Source organism: Pseudomonas sp. B21128, from assembly GCF_044218865.1.
Lineage (GTDB): Bacteria > Pseudomonadota > Gammaproteobacteria > Pseudomonadales > Pseudomonadaceae > Aquipseudomonas > Aquipseudomonas iridis.
This window is the reverse complement of sequence record NZ_CP162590.1, coordinates 2,108,079-2,123,344: the sequence shown is the minus strand read 5'-3', so window position 1 is coordinate 2,123,344 and position 15,266 is coordinate 2,108,079. Positions and strand designations below refer to the sequence as shown.

Sequence of the window (15,266 nt, the reverse complement as noted above, 5' to 3'; positions counted from 1 at the left end):
TTCAACGATAGAAAAGCGAATACCCCACCTGCCCCACCGCTTCATTCAGCAACTGTCCGCTCTGCCAGATCGATTTGAACTCCGGCAGCCAGCCACCAAACGGCCGAGCGTTGTCTGTCCCCAGGAAGCCCACTGGCGCGGGCACCACTTCAAATCCTGCCGCCTGAAAACTCCACACCGATCGCGGCATGTGCCAAGCCTGCGTCACCACGACTACGCGCTTGATCCCCTGCGGCAACAGCATATCGGCACTGAATCTGGCGTTTTCCCAAGTGGTGCGACTCTGCCCTTCCTGCCAACGCACGGTCACGCCGAAATCGTCCAGCAATGAATCGGCCATCAACTTCGCCTCGGTCGGAGGCGTACCGTAGTGCAAGCCGCCACTGGTCAAAATCGGCAGTCCCGAGGCTTTCGCCAATCGCGCCGCATAGCGCTGACGCTCAAGTCCCACGCCGGTCGGTTGATCGTCGCCCCAGGCCAGATCACCCCGCTCACGCCCGGATCCCAGCACCACAATCGCATCGGCACGCTGCGCCAATGTCGCCCACTCTTCGCGGGCCAGTGGCGGCTCTCGCTCGAGGGCTTTGGCACCCCATTGCACCACCACCGGCAGGCTCATCAGCCAGAATCCGCCAAAACCGAGGGCAAAACATAATCCAGCCAGTCGCGGCCGTGAGCGGCGCAGCCACCACGCGGCCAGCAACAGCAGCAAAAGAATGCCGGGCGGCAATAGAAGTTGTTTGATGAAATAACGTAAAGGCATCGGGCATCTCCAAAGATGCCCGAAGCCTAAGTGGGTTAATACAACGCGACAACCGATAGGGTGGGATCCTGTTGAAAAAGATCCGTTTCTTGACCTGCCATGCGCTTACTTGGCCCGCAAAGCACGCACCTTCACGGTGTCTTTGCGCGGCGCCTTGTCCTTGAGCCAGATGACCTTGGCCGAATGTGTAGCATCGAGCTGCTTCACTGCCTGCGACAAACATCCGTGCGTTTCACGTTCACTGCGATCCAGATAGGCCTTGACCAGTTTGAACTCGGCGGGGCTCAAGCCACGCAATTCCAGTTCCAAGGGGCGCTCATCGCGCAGCCGGTCTGCGGTTTTTGCGGCGTCCAGAGCCATGCCCAGACGGTCCATCAACCGCTCGTACAACTCAGGTTTCGTGACGCTTCTTTGCTGTTGCTCCACCATCCCTCACCTCATTGAAGATCAGACTCACTCCCCAGTTAGAGCTTAGCTTCGCTGCACGAACCGGCTGCACGCCGCGACCAACGGCCCTCGCCGTCCATTCAGCGGGCCAAACAGCTGCAATCAGGGTTTCCCTAGGCCAAGCGCGGTCATGTATGCTACGGCGCTTCCTGTCATTCCACTTCCAGCTCGTCCGGGCCAGCCCGAATGCCGCGTTGAAGAGGATTAGGCCACCCCTATCCAGTACAAAAGTAGCCATGCACGAACAATATCAGCCCCGTGAAATCGAAGCCGCCGCCCAGTCGTTCTGGGATGAGCAAAAGTCCTTTGAAGTCAGCGAACAGCCAGGCAAGGAGACTTTCTACTGCCTGTCGATGTTCCCTTACCCCAGCGGCAAGCTACACATGGGGCACGTGCGCAACTACACCATCGGCGACGTGATCTCCCGCTACCAGCGCATGCAAGGCAAGAACGTTCTGCAACCGATGGGTTGGGATGCCTTTGGCATGCCGGCGGAAAACGCCGCGATGAAAAACAACGTGGCGCCCGCCAAGTGGACCTACGAAAACATCGCCTACATGAAAACCCAGCTGCGCAGCCTGGGCCTGGCGGTGGACTGGTCGCGTGAAGTCACCACCTGCAAACCTGATTACTACCGCTGGGAACAATGGCTGTTCACTCGCCTGTTCGAAAAAGGCGTGATCTACAAAAAAAGCGGCACCGTGAACTGGGACCCGGTCGATCAGACCGTTCTGGCCAACGAACAAGTCATCGACGGTCGCGGCTGGCGTTCCGGCGCGCTGATCGAAAAGCGCGAAATCCCGATGTACTACTTCAAGATCACCGCTTATGCGGATGAGCTGCTGGAGAGCCTCGATGAACTGACTGGCTGGCCTGAACAGGTCAAGACCATGCAGCGCAACTGGATCGGCAAATCCCGCGGTATGGAAGTGCAGTTCCCGTACAACGTCGACTCGATCGGCACAGCCGGCACCCTGAAAGTCTTCACCACCCGTCCGGACACCCTGATGGGCGCGACTTACGTTGCCGTCGCTGCCGAACACCCGCTGGCCACCCAGGCCGCGCAGAACAACCCTGAGCTGCAAGCGTTCATCGCTGAATGCAAGGGCGGCAGCGTGGCTGAAGCCGACGTCGCCACTCAAGAGAAAAAAGGCCTGCCGACCGGCCTGTTCGTCGAGCACCCGCTGACCGGTGAAAAACTCCCGGTCTGGGTCGCCAACTATGTGCTGATGCACTACGGCGACGGCGCGGTCATGGCGGTGCCAGCGCACGACGAGCGTGATTTCGAATTCGCCCACAAGTACGACCTGCCGATCAAATCGGTAGTGCGCACCAGCTCCGGCGAGACCAACCCGGCCCCGTGGCAAGACGCCTACGGCGAGCACGGTACGCTGATCAACTCGGGCGAGTTCGATGGCCTGGATTTCGCCGGCGCGTTCGACGCGATCGAAGTGGCGCTGATCAAAAAAGAACTGGGCGCCTCGCGCACCCAGTTCCGCCTGCGCGACTGGGGCATCAGCCGCCAGCGCTACTGGGGCTGCCCGATCCCGATCATCCACTGCGACGCTTGCGGTGACGTGCCGGTACCGGAAGATCAACTGCCCGTCGTGTTGCCCGAAGACGTGGTGCCGGATGGCGCCGGTTCGCCGCTGGCACGCATGCCTGAGTTTTACGAGTGCAGCTGCCCGAAATGTGGCCAGCCTGCCAAGCGTGAAACCGACACCATGGACACCTTCGTCGAGTCGTCGTGGTACTACGCCCGCTACGCCTCGCCGCACTTTGAAGGTGGCCTGGTCGAGAAATCGGCGGCCGACCACTGGCTGCCGGTGGATCAGTACATCGGCGGTATCGAACACGCGATTCTGCACCTGCTGTACGCACGTTTCTTCCACAAGCTGATGCGTGACGAAGGCCTGGTGAGCTCCAACGAGCCATTCAAGAACCTGCTGACCCAAGGCATGGTCATCGCCGAAACTTACTACCGTCGCGAAGCCAACGGTGCCTACACCTGGTTCAACCCGGCGGACGTAGAACTGGAGCGCGACAGCAAAGCCAAGGTCATCAGCGCCAAGCTGATCGCCGACGGCCTGCCGGTGGAGATCGGCGGTACCGAGAAAATGGCCAAGTCGAAGAACAACGGCGTCGACCCACAGTCGATGATCGATCAGTTCGGCGCCGACACCTGCCGCCTGTTCATGATGTTCGCCTCGCCACCTGACATGAGCGCCGAATGGTCCGACTCCGGCGTGGAAGGCTCGCATCGCTTCCTCAAGCGTGTCTGGCGTCTGGCGCAAGCCCACGTTACCCAGGGCCTGCCGGGCAAACTCGACGTTGCCAGCCTGAACGACGAGCAGAAAGCCGTTCGCCGCTCGATCCACCTGGCCATCAAGCAGGCCAGCCACGACGTCGGCCAGAACCACAAATTCAACACCGCCATCGCTCAGGTCATGACGCTGATGAACGTGCTGGAAAAAGCCGCGCAAGGCACCGAGCAGGATCGCGCGCTGGTGCACGAAGGTCTGGAAGCCGTCACTTTGCTGCTGGCTCCGATCACGCCACACATCAGCCATGAGCTGTGGAATCAACTGGGGCACGCCGACGCCGTGATCGACGCAGGCTGGCCTGCAGTGGACGAGAGCGCACTGGTGCAGGACAGCCTGACCCTGGTTATCCAGGTCAACGGCAAGTTGCGTGGCCAGATCGAAATGCCGGCGAGCGCGACGCGCGAAGAGGTTGAAGCCGCCGCTCGCATCAACGAAAACGTGCTGCGCTTCGTCGACGGTCTGACCATTCGCAAAGTGATCGTTGTGCCAGGAAAACTGGTCAACATCGTCGCCAGCTAAATTGGATTGGGCGTCAGGTTTGCCTGACGCACTGTAAAACCTTTCGGGCCGCCAGGTCGGCCCACATGGTTTCAAGGGGAGCAACACAATGATCAAACGCAATCTGCTGGTGATGGGCCTCGCTGTTCTGCTGAGCGCCTGCGGTTTCCAGCTGCGTGGCACTGGCAGCAACGAACTGACGATCAAGGAACTCGACCTGAGTGCCCGTAACGCCTACGGCGAGACCGTCACTCAAATGCGTCAGGTACTGGAGTCCAGCGGCGTCAAGGTTTACAGCGGTGCGCCGTACAAGCTGTACCTGGCTGACGAACAGGAAAGCCAGCGTATCCTCAGCTATGCAGGTGCCGGTCGCACGGGCGAGTATCAGCTCAGCACTGTCCTGAGCTACGACATCCGCGGTGAAAAAAACCTGTCTCTGCTCAGCGACAAGCTTGAAGTGCAGAAAGTGTTCATCCACGACGGCAACAACCTCGTCGGTTCCGATCAGGAAGCCAACGACGCCCGTCGCGATATCCGTCGCGATCTGGTTCAGCGCATGATGCTGCGTCTGCAACAGCTGACCCCGGGTCAACTGCAGCAACTGCAGCAGGCCGCCAACGACCGCGCCAGGGCAGAAGCCGATGCGCTGGAAGCGGCGCAAAAGATTGAGGCGGAAACCCCGCGTCAATCGCCGCTCGAAATCCCGCAGCAGTAAGACGTTCGGGGCGCTCAGGCGCCCCGTTCGACCTCTCTTATGAAGCTCGCTCCCGCGCAACTCGGCAAACACCTGCAAGGCGCGCTCGCGCCCGTCTATATCATCAGCGGTGATGACCCGCTGCTGTGTCAGGAAGCCGCCGACGCCATTCGCAGTGCTGCCCGCCAGCAAGGTTTCGACGAACGCCAAGTATTCGCCGCCGACGCCAATTTCGATTGGGGCACGTTGTTGCAGGCCGGTGCCAGCATGTCGTTGTTTGCTGAAAAGCGTCTGCTGGAGCTGCGTTTGCCATCGGGCAAACCCGGTGACAAGGGGGCTGCCGCATTCATCGAGTACTGCTCGCGTCCCGCTGAAGACACGGTGCTGCTGATCAGCCTGCCCAAGCTTGATGGCAGCGCGCAGAAGACCAAGTGGGGCAAGGCGCTGGTTGAAGGTCAGCAGACCCAGTTCATCCAGATCTGGCCAGTGGATGCCAATCAGCTACCGGGCTGGATCCGTCAGCGTCTGTCGCAGGCCGGGTTGTCGGCCAGCCAGGACGCGGTCGAATTGATTGCTGCACGTGTGGAGGGCAATCTGCTCGCCGCCGCGCAGGAAATCGAGAAGCTCAAGCTGATGGCCGAAGGTGGGCAGATTACTGTCGAAACCGTACAGGCCGCTGTGGCAGACAGTGCACGATTCGACGTGTTTGGCTTGACCGACGCGGTCCTTAACGGTGAACCGGCCCACGCCCTGCGCATGCTCGAAGGATTGCGTGGTGAGGGTGTCGAACCTCCAGTGATCCTCTGGGCGCTGGCGCGGGAGTTGCGCCAACTGGCCAATATCGCGCTGCAGTACAGCCAGGGCACACCGCTGGACAAGTGCTTCAGTTCAGCGAAACCGCCGGTGTGGGACAAGCGCAAACCCTTGATGAGCAAAGCCCTGCAACGTTACTCGGCGCAACGCTGGGCGCAGTTGCTGCTCGAAGCTCAGCGTATTGATGCGCAAATCAAAGGTCAGGCAGCCGGATCACCGTGGATGAGCCTGAGCCGGTTGGCGCTGTTGATGGCAGGCCAGCGTCTGTCACTGCCTGCCGAATAAGGTCAAAAGGTCGCAGCCCTCTGTAGGAACTGCGGCACGCTGCGATCTTTTGACTTCGTTTTCCTACAAACACCACCTGCATTTGCCCTATAGACAGACGCCCGACATCGGCAGATTATTTCCCCCGCAAAACCCACTCACTCGAGAGAACCCTCATGAGCAAAAAGCCATCGAAACATGGCCCGAACAAGGCCAAATCCATCATCGCCCAACCCCTGTTCCGCAGCCGCCAGGAACAAGCAGCCAAGGGTAAAGGCAGCTACCGCCGCGAAGCCTTCCAGTCTAATAGCTGGGAGGCTTCTTACTTTCTGGCCGCTTAAAGCGCAGCACCCCCCGGTCATGTTAAGGTCTGCACCTGATTCGTATCCTCTGGAACTGTGCATGCCCTTTAGTCTTTCCCGTCGTTGGCCTGTTCGCCAATTGATCGCTGCCTCCAGCTTCATTCTGCTTGTCGCCTGTGCGGAGAAACCTACCGCCGCCGATGCGCAACCTCTTCAAGCCGCCCCTGTCGCCACGGCCCCAGCGATTATTCCGCCGGTAGTGCCGTCCGCCGACCCACTTGATCTTCAGCCGACCCAGACCTTTGCCGAATGGCAGGCAAGTTTCCGCAAGGATGCCTTGGCAGCCGGGATTCGCGCCGAGCTGTTCGATCGTGCATTTGCCAATATCAGTTTCGACGCCAGCGTGATTCGCGCCGACCGCAGTCAGCCGGAGTTCTCCCGCCCGGTGTGGGAATACCTCGACGGCGCACTGTCGCCGCTGCGCGTGCGCAAGGGCCAGGCGCTAATCATTCAGTACGCCGATATCCTGCAAAGCATCGAGCAGCGTTATGGCGTTGACCGGCAGGCGTTGGTGTCGGTGTGGGGCATGGAAAGCAACTTCGGGCAGTTCCAGGGCAGCAAGTCGGTGATCAACTCGCTGGCCACTCTCGCCTACGAAGGTCGTCGCCCGGGGTTTGCCCACGCGCAACTGATTGCCGCCCTGCAGATTCTGCAACAGGGCGACATCACGCCTGAGAAGATGCTCGGCTCCTGGGCTGGCGCCATGGGCCAGACGCAGTTCATCCCGACCACCTACAACACCCATGCCGTTGATTTCGACGGTGACGGGCGCCGCGACATCTGGGGCAGTCCAGCCGACGCGCTGGCCTCGACCGCGCACTATCTGCAAAGCTCCGGCTGGCAGCGTGGCCAGCCATGGGGCTTTGAAGTGCAATTGCCAGGCAGCTTCGATTACACACTGGCGGATGGCACCCTGCGCAAAAGCGTCGCCGAATGGCGTCAGCTGGGCGTGATGCTGCCCAATGGGGCTCAGGCGCCCGCCGGAACCGAACAATTGTCCGCCGCCCTGTTGCTGCCGGCCGGTTATCGTGGGCCGGCGTTCCTGGTCCTCGACAACTTCCGGGCGATCCTCAAGTACAACAATTCTTCGTCGTACGCGCTGGCGGTGAGCCTGCTGTCCGAGCGCTTTGCAGGCGGTGGCTTGATCAACGGCAGCTGGCCCAAAGATGATCTGCCGCTGAGCCGTACAGAGCGCATCGAGCTGCAGACCTTGCTGAGTGCACGCAACTACGATGCCGGCACGGCAGACGGGATCATCGGGGCCAATACACGCAAGGCGATTCGCAGTGCACAGCAGTCGTTTGGCTGGCCGGCGGATGGGTATCCGACGCATAAGCTGCTGGAAAGCCTGCGTAACCAATAAAGCAAAATCAAAAGATCGCAGCCTGCGGCAGCTCCTACAGGGTTTACGTTAATCCCGTGTAGGAGCTGCCGCAGGCTGCGATCTTTTTGCATCACCCGCAATTATCGGCGGGTGACCACATCCTGCTCCAGCATCAGCTCCTTCTTCCCCGCATCCAGTCGAACCAATGCCCCCATCGGCAACGTCAGGTTCGGATCGCAATGGCCGCTGCGCCACCCCGACAGCACCGGAATCCGCAAAGGCTCGAACGTCTGCTTGAGCAGGCGGTTCAATGCCGCGACATCCACCCCCGCGACATCCCCAACCAGAACTCCGCGCAATTTGGCCAGTTTGCCGGCCAGGCGCATCTGCGTCAGCAGTCGGTCTATCCGGTACAGCGGCTCGTTAATATCCTCGATGAGCAGAATCACCCCCTCCACATCGATTTCGTAAGGCGTTCCCAGTGTCGCAGCGATCATCGCCAGATTGCCGCCGAGTAAACGCCCGTGGGCGATGCCGGGCTCAACCGTCGTCAACGGATACGCCGCCGGATGGCTTAGCACACTCCCCGCCTTCATTTGCCCGCGCAGCATGGCGAAGAACGAAGTGACGGTTGGCGGCTCCTTGTCGCCCAACAGGTCAGCGTTGAGCAGCGGCCCGTGAAAGGTCACGAAGCCTGCGTATCGGCTGATGGCCAGGTGCAGCGCGGAGATGTCGCTGTAGCCAACGAATGGCTTGGCATGGCGGCTCAGCAGGTCGAAATCGATCCGGTCAAGCAGCCGTGGCGTGCCGTAGCCGCCACGCAGGCAAATAATTGCATCGACTTCGGGATCAGCGAACGCCGCATGAAGATCGCGCAAGCGCACGTCGTCGCTGCCGGCCAGATAGCCATCCTTTTCATAAACGCCGGGGAACACCTTAAGCCCATAACCCCGCGCGCGCATCCATTGCACCGCCTTATCGGTGTCCAATACACCCGGGCCGGCTGGTGCAATGACGCCGATCAGCCCTTCTGAGGGCAACGCGGGCACGGCTTTGTGCGGGCAAAGTGTGTGGGTTGGTCGAACGGTCATCCTTGGATCTCCCTGTGAGTCATGCACACACAGTAGTCAGGAACGGCGGTAAACAGAAGAGGCTCGGCCACGCCGCAGATTGCAGGAAAAATCAGCATTGAATGTAAGACAGGCAAAAAAATGCCCGCCGGGCGTTAAAGCCTCGGCGGGCATTTTTTCATTCAGCGCCGGATCAAGAACCCATCAGCTCAGCCTTGACCAGCTTCGCCTGCTCATCGGCATGGTACGAGGAACGTACCAACGGCCCGGACGCAACGTTCTTGAAGCCCATCTTGTAACCCTCCTCGGCGAACCAGGCGAAGGTGTCCGGGTGCACGAAACGCTGCACCGGCAAGTGGCTGCGCGACGGTTGCAGGTACTGGCCGAGAGTCAGCATGTCGATGTCGTGTTCGCGCATGCGCTTCATGACTTCGATGACTTCTTCGTCAGTCTCGCCCAGACCCAGCATCAGGCCGGATTTGGTCGGAATGTGCGGCATCATCTGCTTGAAACGTTGCAGCAGGGTCAGCGACCACTGGTAATCCGAACCCGGACGCGCAGCCTTGTACAGACGCGGCACGGTTTCCAGGTTGTGGTTGAAGACATCCGGCGGCTCGGCGGCGGTGATTTCCAGGGCGACGTCCATGCGGCCACGGTAGTCCGGAACCAGGGTCTCCAGCTGCACGTTCGGCGACAACTTGCGGATTTCGCGGATGCAGTCGGCAAAGTGCTGGGCACCACCGTCACGCAGGTCGTCGCGGTCAACCGAGGTGATTACCACGTACTTGAGCTTGAGGTCGGCGATGGCAATGGCCAGGCTTTGCGGCTCGTTGACATCCAGTGGCTTCGGACGACCGTGGCCCACGTCGCAGAACGGGCAACGACGGGTGCAAATGTCGCCCATGATCATGAAGGTCGCGGTGCCGCCGGAGAAGCACTCGCCCAGGTTCGGGCAGGATGCTTCTTCGCAGACGCTGTGCAGCTTGTGTTTGCGCAGCAGGCTCTTGATACGGTCGACTTCCGGCGAAACCGGGATGCGCACACGAATCCAGTCGGGTTTCTTCGGCAGCTCGGTGGTGGGAATGATCTTTACCGGGATGCGTGCAACCTTCTCGGCACCGCGCAGCTTGACGCCGGCTTCAACCTTGGGACGCGGGGCCGGGCGCTCGGTCACGTCGAGCGTCGGGATCATGGTTTGCACTGCATCAGTAGTCATATCAGTCGATTCCGCCCGTCAGGGTCGTCTGCTCAGCATAGTCGAGGTGTTTGACGAGCTGCGCGCGCAGCCGGGCACTTACCTCGGCAAATTCAATCGATCCTGCGTGATCGCTCAGCTGGGTCATCGCCAGCCCGGCGTAGCCGCAGGGATTAATCCGTCGAAACGGTTCCAGGTTCATATCCACGTTCAGGGCCAGTCCATGAAAGGAACAACCGTGGCGAATCCGTAAACCCAGAGAAGCGATTTTCGCTCCATCTACATACACACCGGGAGCGTCTGGCTTGGCCGTTGCGGTCACACCGTAACTGTCCAGAAGTTCGATCAGGCAGAGCTCCATGCGACTGACCAGATCACGCACGCCAAAACCCAGCTTGCGTACATCCAGCAACAGATAAGCCACCAATTGGCCGGGGCCATGGTAAGTCACCTGCCCGCCGCGATCGACCTGCACCACCGGAATTTCACCCGGCAGCAGTAAATGTTCGGCCTTGCCGGCCTGGCCCTGCGTGAACACCGGAGGGTGCTCGACGAGCCAGATTTCGTCGGCGGCATCGCTGCCGCGTTCGTTGGTGAAGCGTTGCATGGCATGCCAGACCGGCTCGTAAGCCATCTGACCGAGGTCGCGAAAGCCCAGCGTGCCCGGCATCACAGCACCATGTGCACGAAACCGGTCGCCCGCAGTTCGCTATTGATGTTGTACAGCTGATCCTGATCGGTCGCGACGATGTGCAACTGAATCGTGGTGTATTTGCCGTTGCTGCTCGAACGCTCGTCGATGCGCTCATCATTGATGATGGCGTGCTTCAGGACGATCTCGATGATCTTGTCCTTGTTGCCAACACCCGTATCGCTGATCACCTTGATCGGATAATCAGTCTGCGGGAATTCGATCTTTGGCGCCTTTACTTCGGTATCGGTCATGGCGTAACGGCCTCTATAGCGCAAGCCGTGGTAACGCACATGGCCCCGCACCGGATCGGGGCGGGGCCATGCAGGTCAACACAAATCAGTTGAACAAGCCGTAGAAGAATAGACGGATGCTATCCCACATGCGGCGGAAGATACCACCCTCCTCGACGCCATCCAGAGCGATCAGGTCAGCGCTGTGCACGACCTTGTCTTCCAGTTTGACTTCGACTTTACCGATTACGTCGCCCTTGGCGATTGGCGCGGTCAGTTGCGGGTTCATGGTCATGCTGGCAGCGAGCTTCTTCAGCTGGCCTTTTGGCAGGGTCATGGTCAGGTCTTGCGCCAGGCCGGCCTTGACCTGGCTGGTGGTGCCTTTCCACACCGGGGCCTGAGCCAGTTCGGTGCCCTTCTGATAGAAAGTCTGGGTTTCGAAGAAGCGGAAGCCGTAGGTCAAGAGCTTCTGGGTTTCAGCGGCGCGAGCCACATCGCTGTTGGTGCCGAACACCACGGCGATCAGGCGCTGACCATCACGGACAGCCGAGGACACCATGCAATAACCCGCCTCTTCGGTGTGACCGGTTTTCAGACCGTCAACGGTCTTGTCGCGCCACAGCAACAGGTTGCGGTTAGGTTGTTTGATGCCGTTCCAGAAAAACTCTTTCTGCGAGTAGATCGCGTAGTGAGCCGGGTCTTCGTGGATGATCGCGCGAGCCAGGATCGCCATGTCATGAGCCGACGAGTAATGGTCAGGGTTTGGCAGACCGGTCGGGTTCATGAAGTGGGAGTTGGTCAGGCCCAGCTCGGTGGCCGTCTTGTTCATCACGTCGGCGAAGGCGTCTTCGCTACCGGCGATGTGCTCGGACAGTGCCACGCTGGCGTCGTTACCGGACTGGATGATGATGCCGTGCAGCAGGTCGCTGACAGTGACTTGCGAACCGACTTTGATGAACATCCGCGAACCGCCGGTACGCCAGGCGTTTTCGCTGACGGTCACCGGATCGTTTTCACCGATCTGGCCACGACGGATTTCCAGAGTCGCGATGTACGCGGTCATCAGCTTGGTCAGGCTGGCCGGAGGCAGACGCTGGTCGCCATTGTTTTCAACCAGCACGTTGCCGCTGCTGGCATCCATGAGCACATAGGACTTGGCGGCCAGTTGTGGTGGCGAAGGCACCATCTCGACCGCGAACGCGGCGGGTGAGAGGAGCAGCGGGACTAGCAGGAAAAGGCGTTTGGCAAAGGTGGTGATGTTCATCCGTCTCTCGAAATCGCTAATGCAAAATTTAATCAGATGACTTTCTGACGAGTCATCGCGTGTTCAGCTGCTCACTCCAGTCACCCTTGCCGGGCTTTTGTTCTTCGACGAGCCAACAACCTGGTTCACCCCCCGATACCGCAGGTGAACCGTCAATCAAGTTCTACGTTTTACTCGGTGACCACACTTGGCGAACCAAGGTTGGCCAGGCGCACGCTATTCTGCACCTGGGTGATTTCACCCGGCGAGCCGATCGGCCCCAGGCGTACCCGGTGCAGAGTCTGTTGATTGCGCACGATCGAGCTGATGAACACCGGAGCGCTCACCATCCCGCTGAGCTTCGACCTCAGGAGTTCTGCAGCGTCCGGGTTGGCGAAGGCGCCCACCTGCAGATACTGGCCAGACGCTGTTGCAGAAGCGTTTTTTTTTGCATCAATCTGCACTGGCACAACGGCCGCGGCGTGTTGCTGCGGCGGTGGGGTCCATTGCTCGACGGTGCCAGCCGAGGCCGTGATCACCGGGGCGCTGTTCTGCGCAACTTGCGGCTCATTGAGCATCAACGGCGCCGGACGGCCCTTGGCGGCCCACCATTGCTGCGGGTCGATGCCCTCGACCTTGACCCGCGCAGTGCCGGTTTCGGCATAACCGAGTTTTTTTGCCGCCGCGTAGGACAAGTCGATGATCCGGTCGGAATAGAACGGCCCGCGGTCGTTGACCCGCAGAATCACTGTGCGGTGGTTGTCCAGGTTGGTCACCCGAACGTAACTTGGCAGTGGCAACGTCTTGTGGGCAGCGCTCATGCCGTACAGGTCATAAACCTCGCCATTGGCGGTGTTCTGCCCGTGAAACTTGGTGCCGTACCAGGACGCCGTGCCCGACGCGACGTAGGTTTTGGATTCCTGTATCGGGAAGTAGGTCTTGCCCAGCACCGTGTACGGGTTGGCCTTGTACGCACCGGTATGCAGGGTTGGCGTGGCATCGGGGATACGCGAAACATCGACATCCCACCACGGTGCGCCATCTTTGTGCGCGCGGTTGATATCAAGAACCGGCTGCTTGCGCACAGCGGTTGTGGGCGCCTTCTGAGTCGGGGTACGGCTGGTCGAACAACTGGCGACCAGTACCGCCAACGCAGCAAATGCCACCAGCTTCAGGGGTTTATTGTTAGGCAATGCCCGCATTACTTGACGCCCCGTGCTTGTACAAGCTCTTCAGACAGCTGATGTACGGCCATGGCGTACATCACGCTGCGGTTATAACGCGTGATCGCGTAGAAATTCTTCAGGCCCATCCAGTATTCGGGGCCGTTCTCGCCTTCAAGGCGAAATGCAGTAACCGGCATATCATCGCGCAGCGCATCATGACTTGACCAGCCCAGCGCCCGCAACTCCGCGACGGTCTTTGTCGGCTCGATGCCAGTGGTCAGGCCTTCATCGGCCTGCTCGCCACGGACATCGGCGCGGCTGACCACAGGTTCCCCGGCGACCCAGCCGTGACGCTTGAAATAACTGGCGACACTGCCGATCGCATCATCCGGGTTGTTCCAGATATTGATGTGACCGTCACCGTCGAAATCCACTGCATAGGCGCGAAAGCTGCTCGGCATGAACTGCGGCAAGCCCATCGCCCCGGCGTATGAACCCTTGAGCGTCAACGGATCAACCTGCTCTTCGCGCGCCAACAGCAGAAACTCGCGCAGCTCCTTGCGGAAAAACTCGGCCCGGGGAGGATAGTCGAAACCGAGCGTCGACAATGCATCGATCACCCGGTAATTGCCGGTATTACGTCCGAAAAAGGTCTCAACGCCGATGATCGACACGATGACTTGTGCCGGCACGCCGTATTCCTGCTCGGCACGGGCCAGCGTGGCCTCGTGCTGACGCCAGAAGTCCACACCTCGCGCAATACGCGCGTCAGAGATGAACATCGGGCGGTATTCTTTCCACTGCTTGACCCGCTCGGCAGGTCGGGAGATGGCGTCGAGAATCGCCTGTTTACGCTGAGCCTCGCGAAACACACCCATCAGTTGCTCACCGGCGAAACCGTAGTCGCGGGTCATTTCACCGACGAATTCGGCCACCTGGGGTGAGCCTTCATAATCGCCGGCCAGCGCTTCCTGCACGCTGCCAAGGAGGCCTACCAGGCCAACCCATGGCGCGCATCGAGTCGCCCAGCCACGCATTACTTGCATTGAACTCTTCACCTTATTCAAACCTGTGCGATCCACTTGCGATGGGTATGGATCGACATCAAAACCCCAAACGCTGACAGCAGTGTCACCAGCGAAGTTCCTCCGTAGCTAATGAACGGCAACGGAACCCCTACAACCGGCAACAGGCCACTGACCATACCGATGTTGACGAAAACATAAACAAAAAACGTCATGGTCAACGCGCCAGCGAGCAATTTACCGAACAGCGTCTGTGCCTGAGCGGTGATGACCAGACCCCGGCCAATCAACAGCAAATAAATCAGCAACAGCGCGCAGATGCCCACCAGGCCGAACTCTTCGCCGAGCACGGCAATGATGAAATCGGTGTGGCTTTCCGGGAGGAAGTCCAGGTGCGACTGGGTACCGAGCAGCCAGCCCTTGCCGAATACGCCGCCGGAACCGATCGCAGCTTTCGACTGAATGATGTTCCAGCCGGTGCCGAGCGGGTCGCTTTCCGGGTCGAGGAACGTCAGTACGCGCTGCTTCTGGTAGTCGTGCATCACGAAGAACCACATCGCGACCGACACCGGAATGGCCGCGGCCAGTACGCTGACGATCCAGCGCCAGCGCAAGCCGCCCATGAACAGCACGAACGCCCCGCCGGCCAGAATCAGCAGCGAAGTGCCGAGGTCCGGTTGACGGACGATCAGCGCAAATGGCACGCCGATCAACATCAGGCTGATGCCAACATGCTTGAGCTGCGGGGGCAATGTCCGTTTGGACAGATACCAGGCGATGGTCGCCGGCATCAGGATTTTCATGAATTCCGAGGGCTGGAAACGAATCACACCGGGGATGTTGATCCAGCGTGTGGCGCCCATGGCGTTGTGCCCCATGATATCGACCACCAACAGCAGCAGCACGCCGATCACGTAGCCCAGCGGCACCCAGCGCGCCATGAAACGCGGTTCGAACTGGGCGATGACGATCATCGACACCAGACCGATACCGAACGACGTGGCCTGTTTGCCCAGCAGATCCCAGCTCTTGCCGCTGGCCGAATACAGCACGAACAGGCTGCCGGCAGCGAGAATCAACAACAGGATCAGCAGCGGCCCATCGATATGCAGTCTTTGCAGCAGCGTCGCGCGGCGGCGCATCACATCCTCACT

General features: G+C 60.0%; 15 protein-coding genes. 5 read left to right on the top strand and 10 right to left on the bottom strand.

The annotated features are described in order from the left end of the window. Position 1 precedes the first annotated feature (1 nt). Together AB4P91_RS09420 and AB4P91_RS09415 are read right to left on the bottom strand one after the other, a co-directional pair. Positions 2-763 carry a YdcF family protein gene (locus AB4P91_RS09420; protein WP_150595251.1) on the bottom strand — a complete coding sequence of 254 codons (762 nt, stop codon included), beginning with the start codon at positions 761-763 and terminating at the stop codon, positions 2-4. Between the two features lie 105 nt (positions 764-868). Further along, on the bottom strand, positions 869-1,192 hold the full coding sequence (locus AB4P91_RS09415) for a hypothetical protein (RefSeq protein ID WP_150595250.1): 324 nt from the start codon (positions 1,190-1,192) through the stop codon (positions 869-871). A 254-nt stretch (positions 1,193-1,446) separates the two neighbouring features. Here AB4P91_RS09415 and leuS point away from each other — a divergent pair, with 254 nt between their 5' ends. From leuS to AB4P91_RS09390, 5 genes are all read left to right on the top strand, one after another. Continuing rightward, positions 1,447-4,053, top strand: coding sequence for a leucine--tRNA ligase (leuS, locus tag AB4P91_RS09410; RefSeq protein WP_395604679.1), 2,607 nt, complete (start codon positions 1,447-1,449; stop codon positions 4,051-4,053). A gap of 88 nt (positions 4,054-4,141) precedes the next feature. Further along, positions 4,142-4,747 carry an LPS assembly lipoprotein LptE gene (gene lptE, locus AB4P91_RS09405; RefSeq protein WP_150595249.1) on the top strand — a complete coding sequence of 202 codons (606 nt, stop codon included), beginning with the start codon at positions 4,142-4,144 and terminating at the stop codon, positions 4,745-4,747. A gap of 39 nt (positions 4,748-4,786) precedes the next feature. Next, positions 4,787-5,824, top strand: a complete 1,038-nt coding sequence (holA, locus tag AB4P91_RS09400; protein WP_150595248.1) for a DNA polymerase III subunit delta — start codon at positions 4,787-4,789, stop codon at positions 5,822-5,824. 155 nt (positions 5,825-5,979) lie between these two features. Continuing rightward, entirely contained in the window at positions 5,980-6,144 is a 165-nt protein-coding gene (gene arfA, locus AB4P91_RS09395; protein ID WP_150595247.1) for an alternative ribosome rescue factor ArfA, read from the top strand. Between the two features lie 61 nt (positions 6,145-6,205). After that, complete coding sequence (locus AB4P91_RS09390) at positions 6,206-7,528, top strand: lytic murein transglycosylase (protein WP_395604678.1); 1,323 nt, start codon at positions 6,206-6,208, stop codon at positions 7,526-7,528. A gap of 101 nt (positions 7,529-7,629) precedes the next feature. Here AB4P91_RS09390 and AB4P91_RS09385 read toward each other — a convergent pair whose 3' ends face one another. The 8 genes from AB4P91_RS09385 to rodA form a co-directional block, all read right to left on the bottom strand. After that, entirely contained in the window at positions 7,630-8,580 is a 951-nt protein-coding gene (locus AB4P91_RS09385) for an LD-carboxypeptidase (RefSeq protein ID WP_395604677.1), read from the bottom strand. Positions 8,581-8,752: 172 nt separating this feature from the next. Next, positions 8,753-9,751, bottom strand: a complete 999-nt coding sequence (lipA, locus tag AB4P91_RS09380) for a lipoyl synthase (RefSeq protein WP_162184605.1) — start codon at positions 9,749-9,751, stop codon at positions 8,753-8,755. Positions 9,752-9,776: 25 nt separating this feature from the next. Continuing rightward, positions 9,777-10,424 (bottom strand): lipoyl(octanoyl) transferase LipB, encoded by a 648-nt coding sequence (lipB, locus tag AB4P91_RS09375; RefSeq protein ID WP_395604676.1) that lies wholly within the window; start codon positions 10,422-10,424, stop codon positions 9,777-9,779. Next, the gene (locus AB4P91_RS09370) at positions 10,424-10,699 is read right to left on the bottom strand and encodes a DUF493 domain-containing protein (protein ID WP_123448253.1); all 276 of its coding nucleotides are present in this window, start codon (positions 10,697-10,699) and stop codon (positions 10,424-10,426) included. Before AB4P91_RS09370 ends, lipB begins: the two co-directional genes overlap by 1 nt. Positions 10,700-10,784: 85 nt before the next feature. Beyond that, complete coding sequence (locus AB4P91_RS09365) at positions 10,785-11,942, bottom strand: D-alanyl-D-alanine carboxypeptidase family protein (RefSeq protein WP_150595242.1); 1,158 nt, start codon at positions 11,940-11,942, stop codon at positions 10,785-10,787. 170 nt (positions 11,943-12,112) lie between these two features. After that, entirely contained in the window at positions 12,113-13,123 is a 1,011-nt protein-coding gene (locus AB4P91_RS09360) for a septal ring lytic transglycosylase RlpA family protein (RefSeq protein ID WP_150595241.1), read from the bottom strand. Beyond that, positions 13,123-14,145 carry a lytic murein transglycosylase B gene (gene mltB, locus AB4P91_RS09355; RefSeq protein WP_191624075.1) on the bottom strand — a complete coding sequence of 341 codons (1,023 nt, stop codon included), beginning with the start codon at positions 14,143-14,145 and terminating at the stop codon, positions 13,123-13,125. The genes AB4P91_RS09360 and mltB overlap by 1 nt, the downstream gene beginning before the upstream one ends. 5 nt (positions 14,146-14,150) lie before the next feature. Further along, complete coding sequence (rodA, locus tag AB4P91_RS09350; RefSeq protein ID WP_042562213.1) at positions 14,151-15,254, bottom strand: rod shape-determining protein RodA; 1,104 nt, start codon at positions 15,252-15,254, stop codon at positions 14,151-14,153. Positions 15,255-15,266: the final 12 nt, after the last annotated feature.

What these genes read in the sequence shown, in the direction of transcription:
- AB4P91_RS09420 (WP_150595251.1), bottom strand. Translation starts at nt 763, where the DNA reads ATGCCTTTACGTTATTTCATCAAACAACTTCTATTGCCGCCCGGCATT.
- AB4P91_RS09415 (WP_150595250.1), bottom strand. Translation starts at nt 1,192, where the DNA reads ATGGTGGAGCAACAGCAAAGAAGCGTCACGAAACCTGAGTTGTACGAG.
- leuS (WP_395604679.1), top strand. Translation starts at nt 1,447, where the DNA reads ATGCACGAACAATATCAGCCCCGTGAAATCGAAGCCGCCGCCCAGTCG.
- lptE (WP_150595249.1), top strand. Translation starts at nt 4,142, where the DNA reads ATGATCAAACGCAATCTGCTGGTGATGGGCCTCGCTGTTCTGCTGAGC.
- holA (WP_150595248.1), top strand. Translation starts at nt 4,787, where the DNA reads ATGAAGCTCGCTCCCGCGCAACTCGGCAAACACCTGCAAGGCGCGCTC.
- arfA (WP_150595247.1), top strand. Translation starts at nt 5,980, where the DNA reads ATGAGCAAAAAGCCATCGAAACATGGCCCGAACAAGGCCAAATCCATC.
- AB4P91_RS09390 (WP_395604678.1), top strand. Translation starts at nt 6,206, where the DNA reads ATGCCCTTTAGTCTTTCCCGTCGTTGGCCTGTTCGCCAATTGATCGCT.
- AB4P91_RS09385 (WP_395604677.1), bottom strand. Translation starts at nt 8,580, where the DNA reads ATGACCGTTCGACCAACCCACACACTTTGCCCGCACAAAGCCGTGCCC.
- lipA (WP_162184605.1), bottom strand. Translation starts at nt 9,751, where the DNA reads ATGATCCCGACGCTCGACGTGACCGAGCGCCCGGCCCCGCGTCCCAAG.
- lipB (WP_395604676.1), bottom strand. Translation starts at nt 10,424, where the DNA reads ATGCCGGGCACGCTGGGCTTTCGCGACCTCGGTCAGATGGCTTACGAG.
- AB4P91_RS09370 (WP_123448253.1), bottom strand. Translation starts at nt 10,699, where the DNA reads ATGACCGATACCGAAGTAAAGGCGCCAAAGATCGAATTCCCGCAGACT.
- AB4P91_RS09365 (WP_150595242.1), bottom strand. Translation starts at nt 11,942, where the DNA reads ATGAACATCACCACCTTTGCCAAACGCCTTTTCCTGCTAGTCCCGCTG.
- AB4P91_RS09360 (WP_150595241.1), bottom strand. Translation starts at nt 13,123, where the DNA reads ATGCGGGCATTGCCTAACAATAAACCCCTGAAGCTGGTGGCATTTGCT.
- rodA (WP_042562213.1), bottom strand. Translation starts at nt 15,254, where the DNA reads ATGCGCCGCCGCGCGACGCTGCTGCAAAGACTGCATATCGATGGGCCG.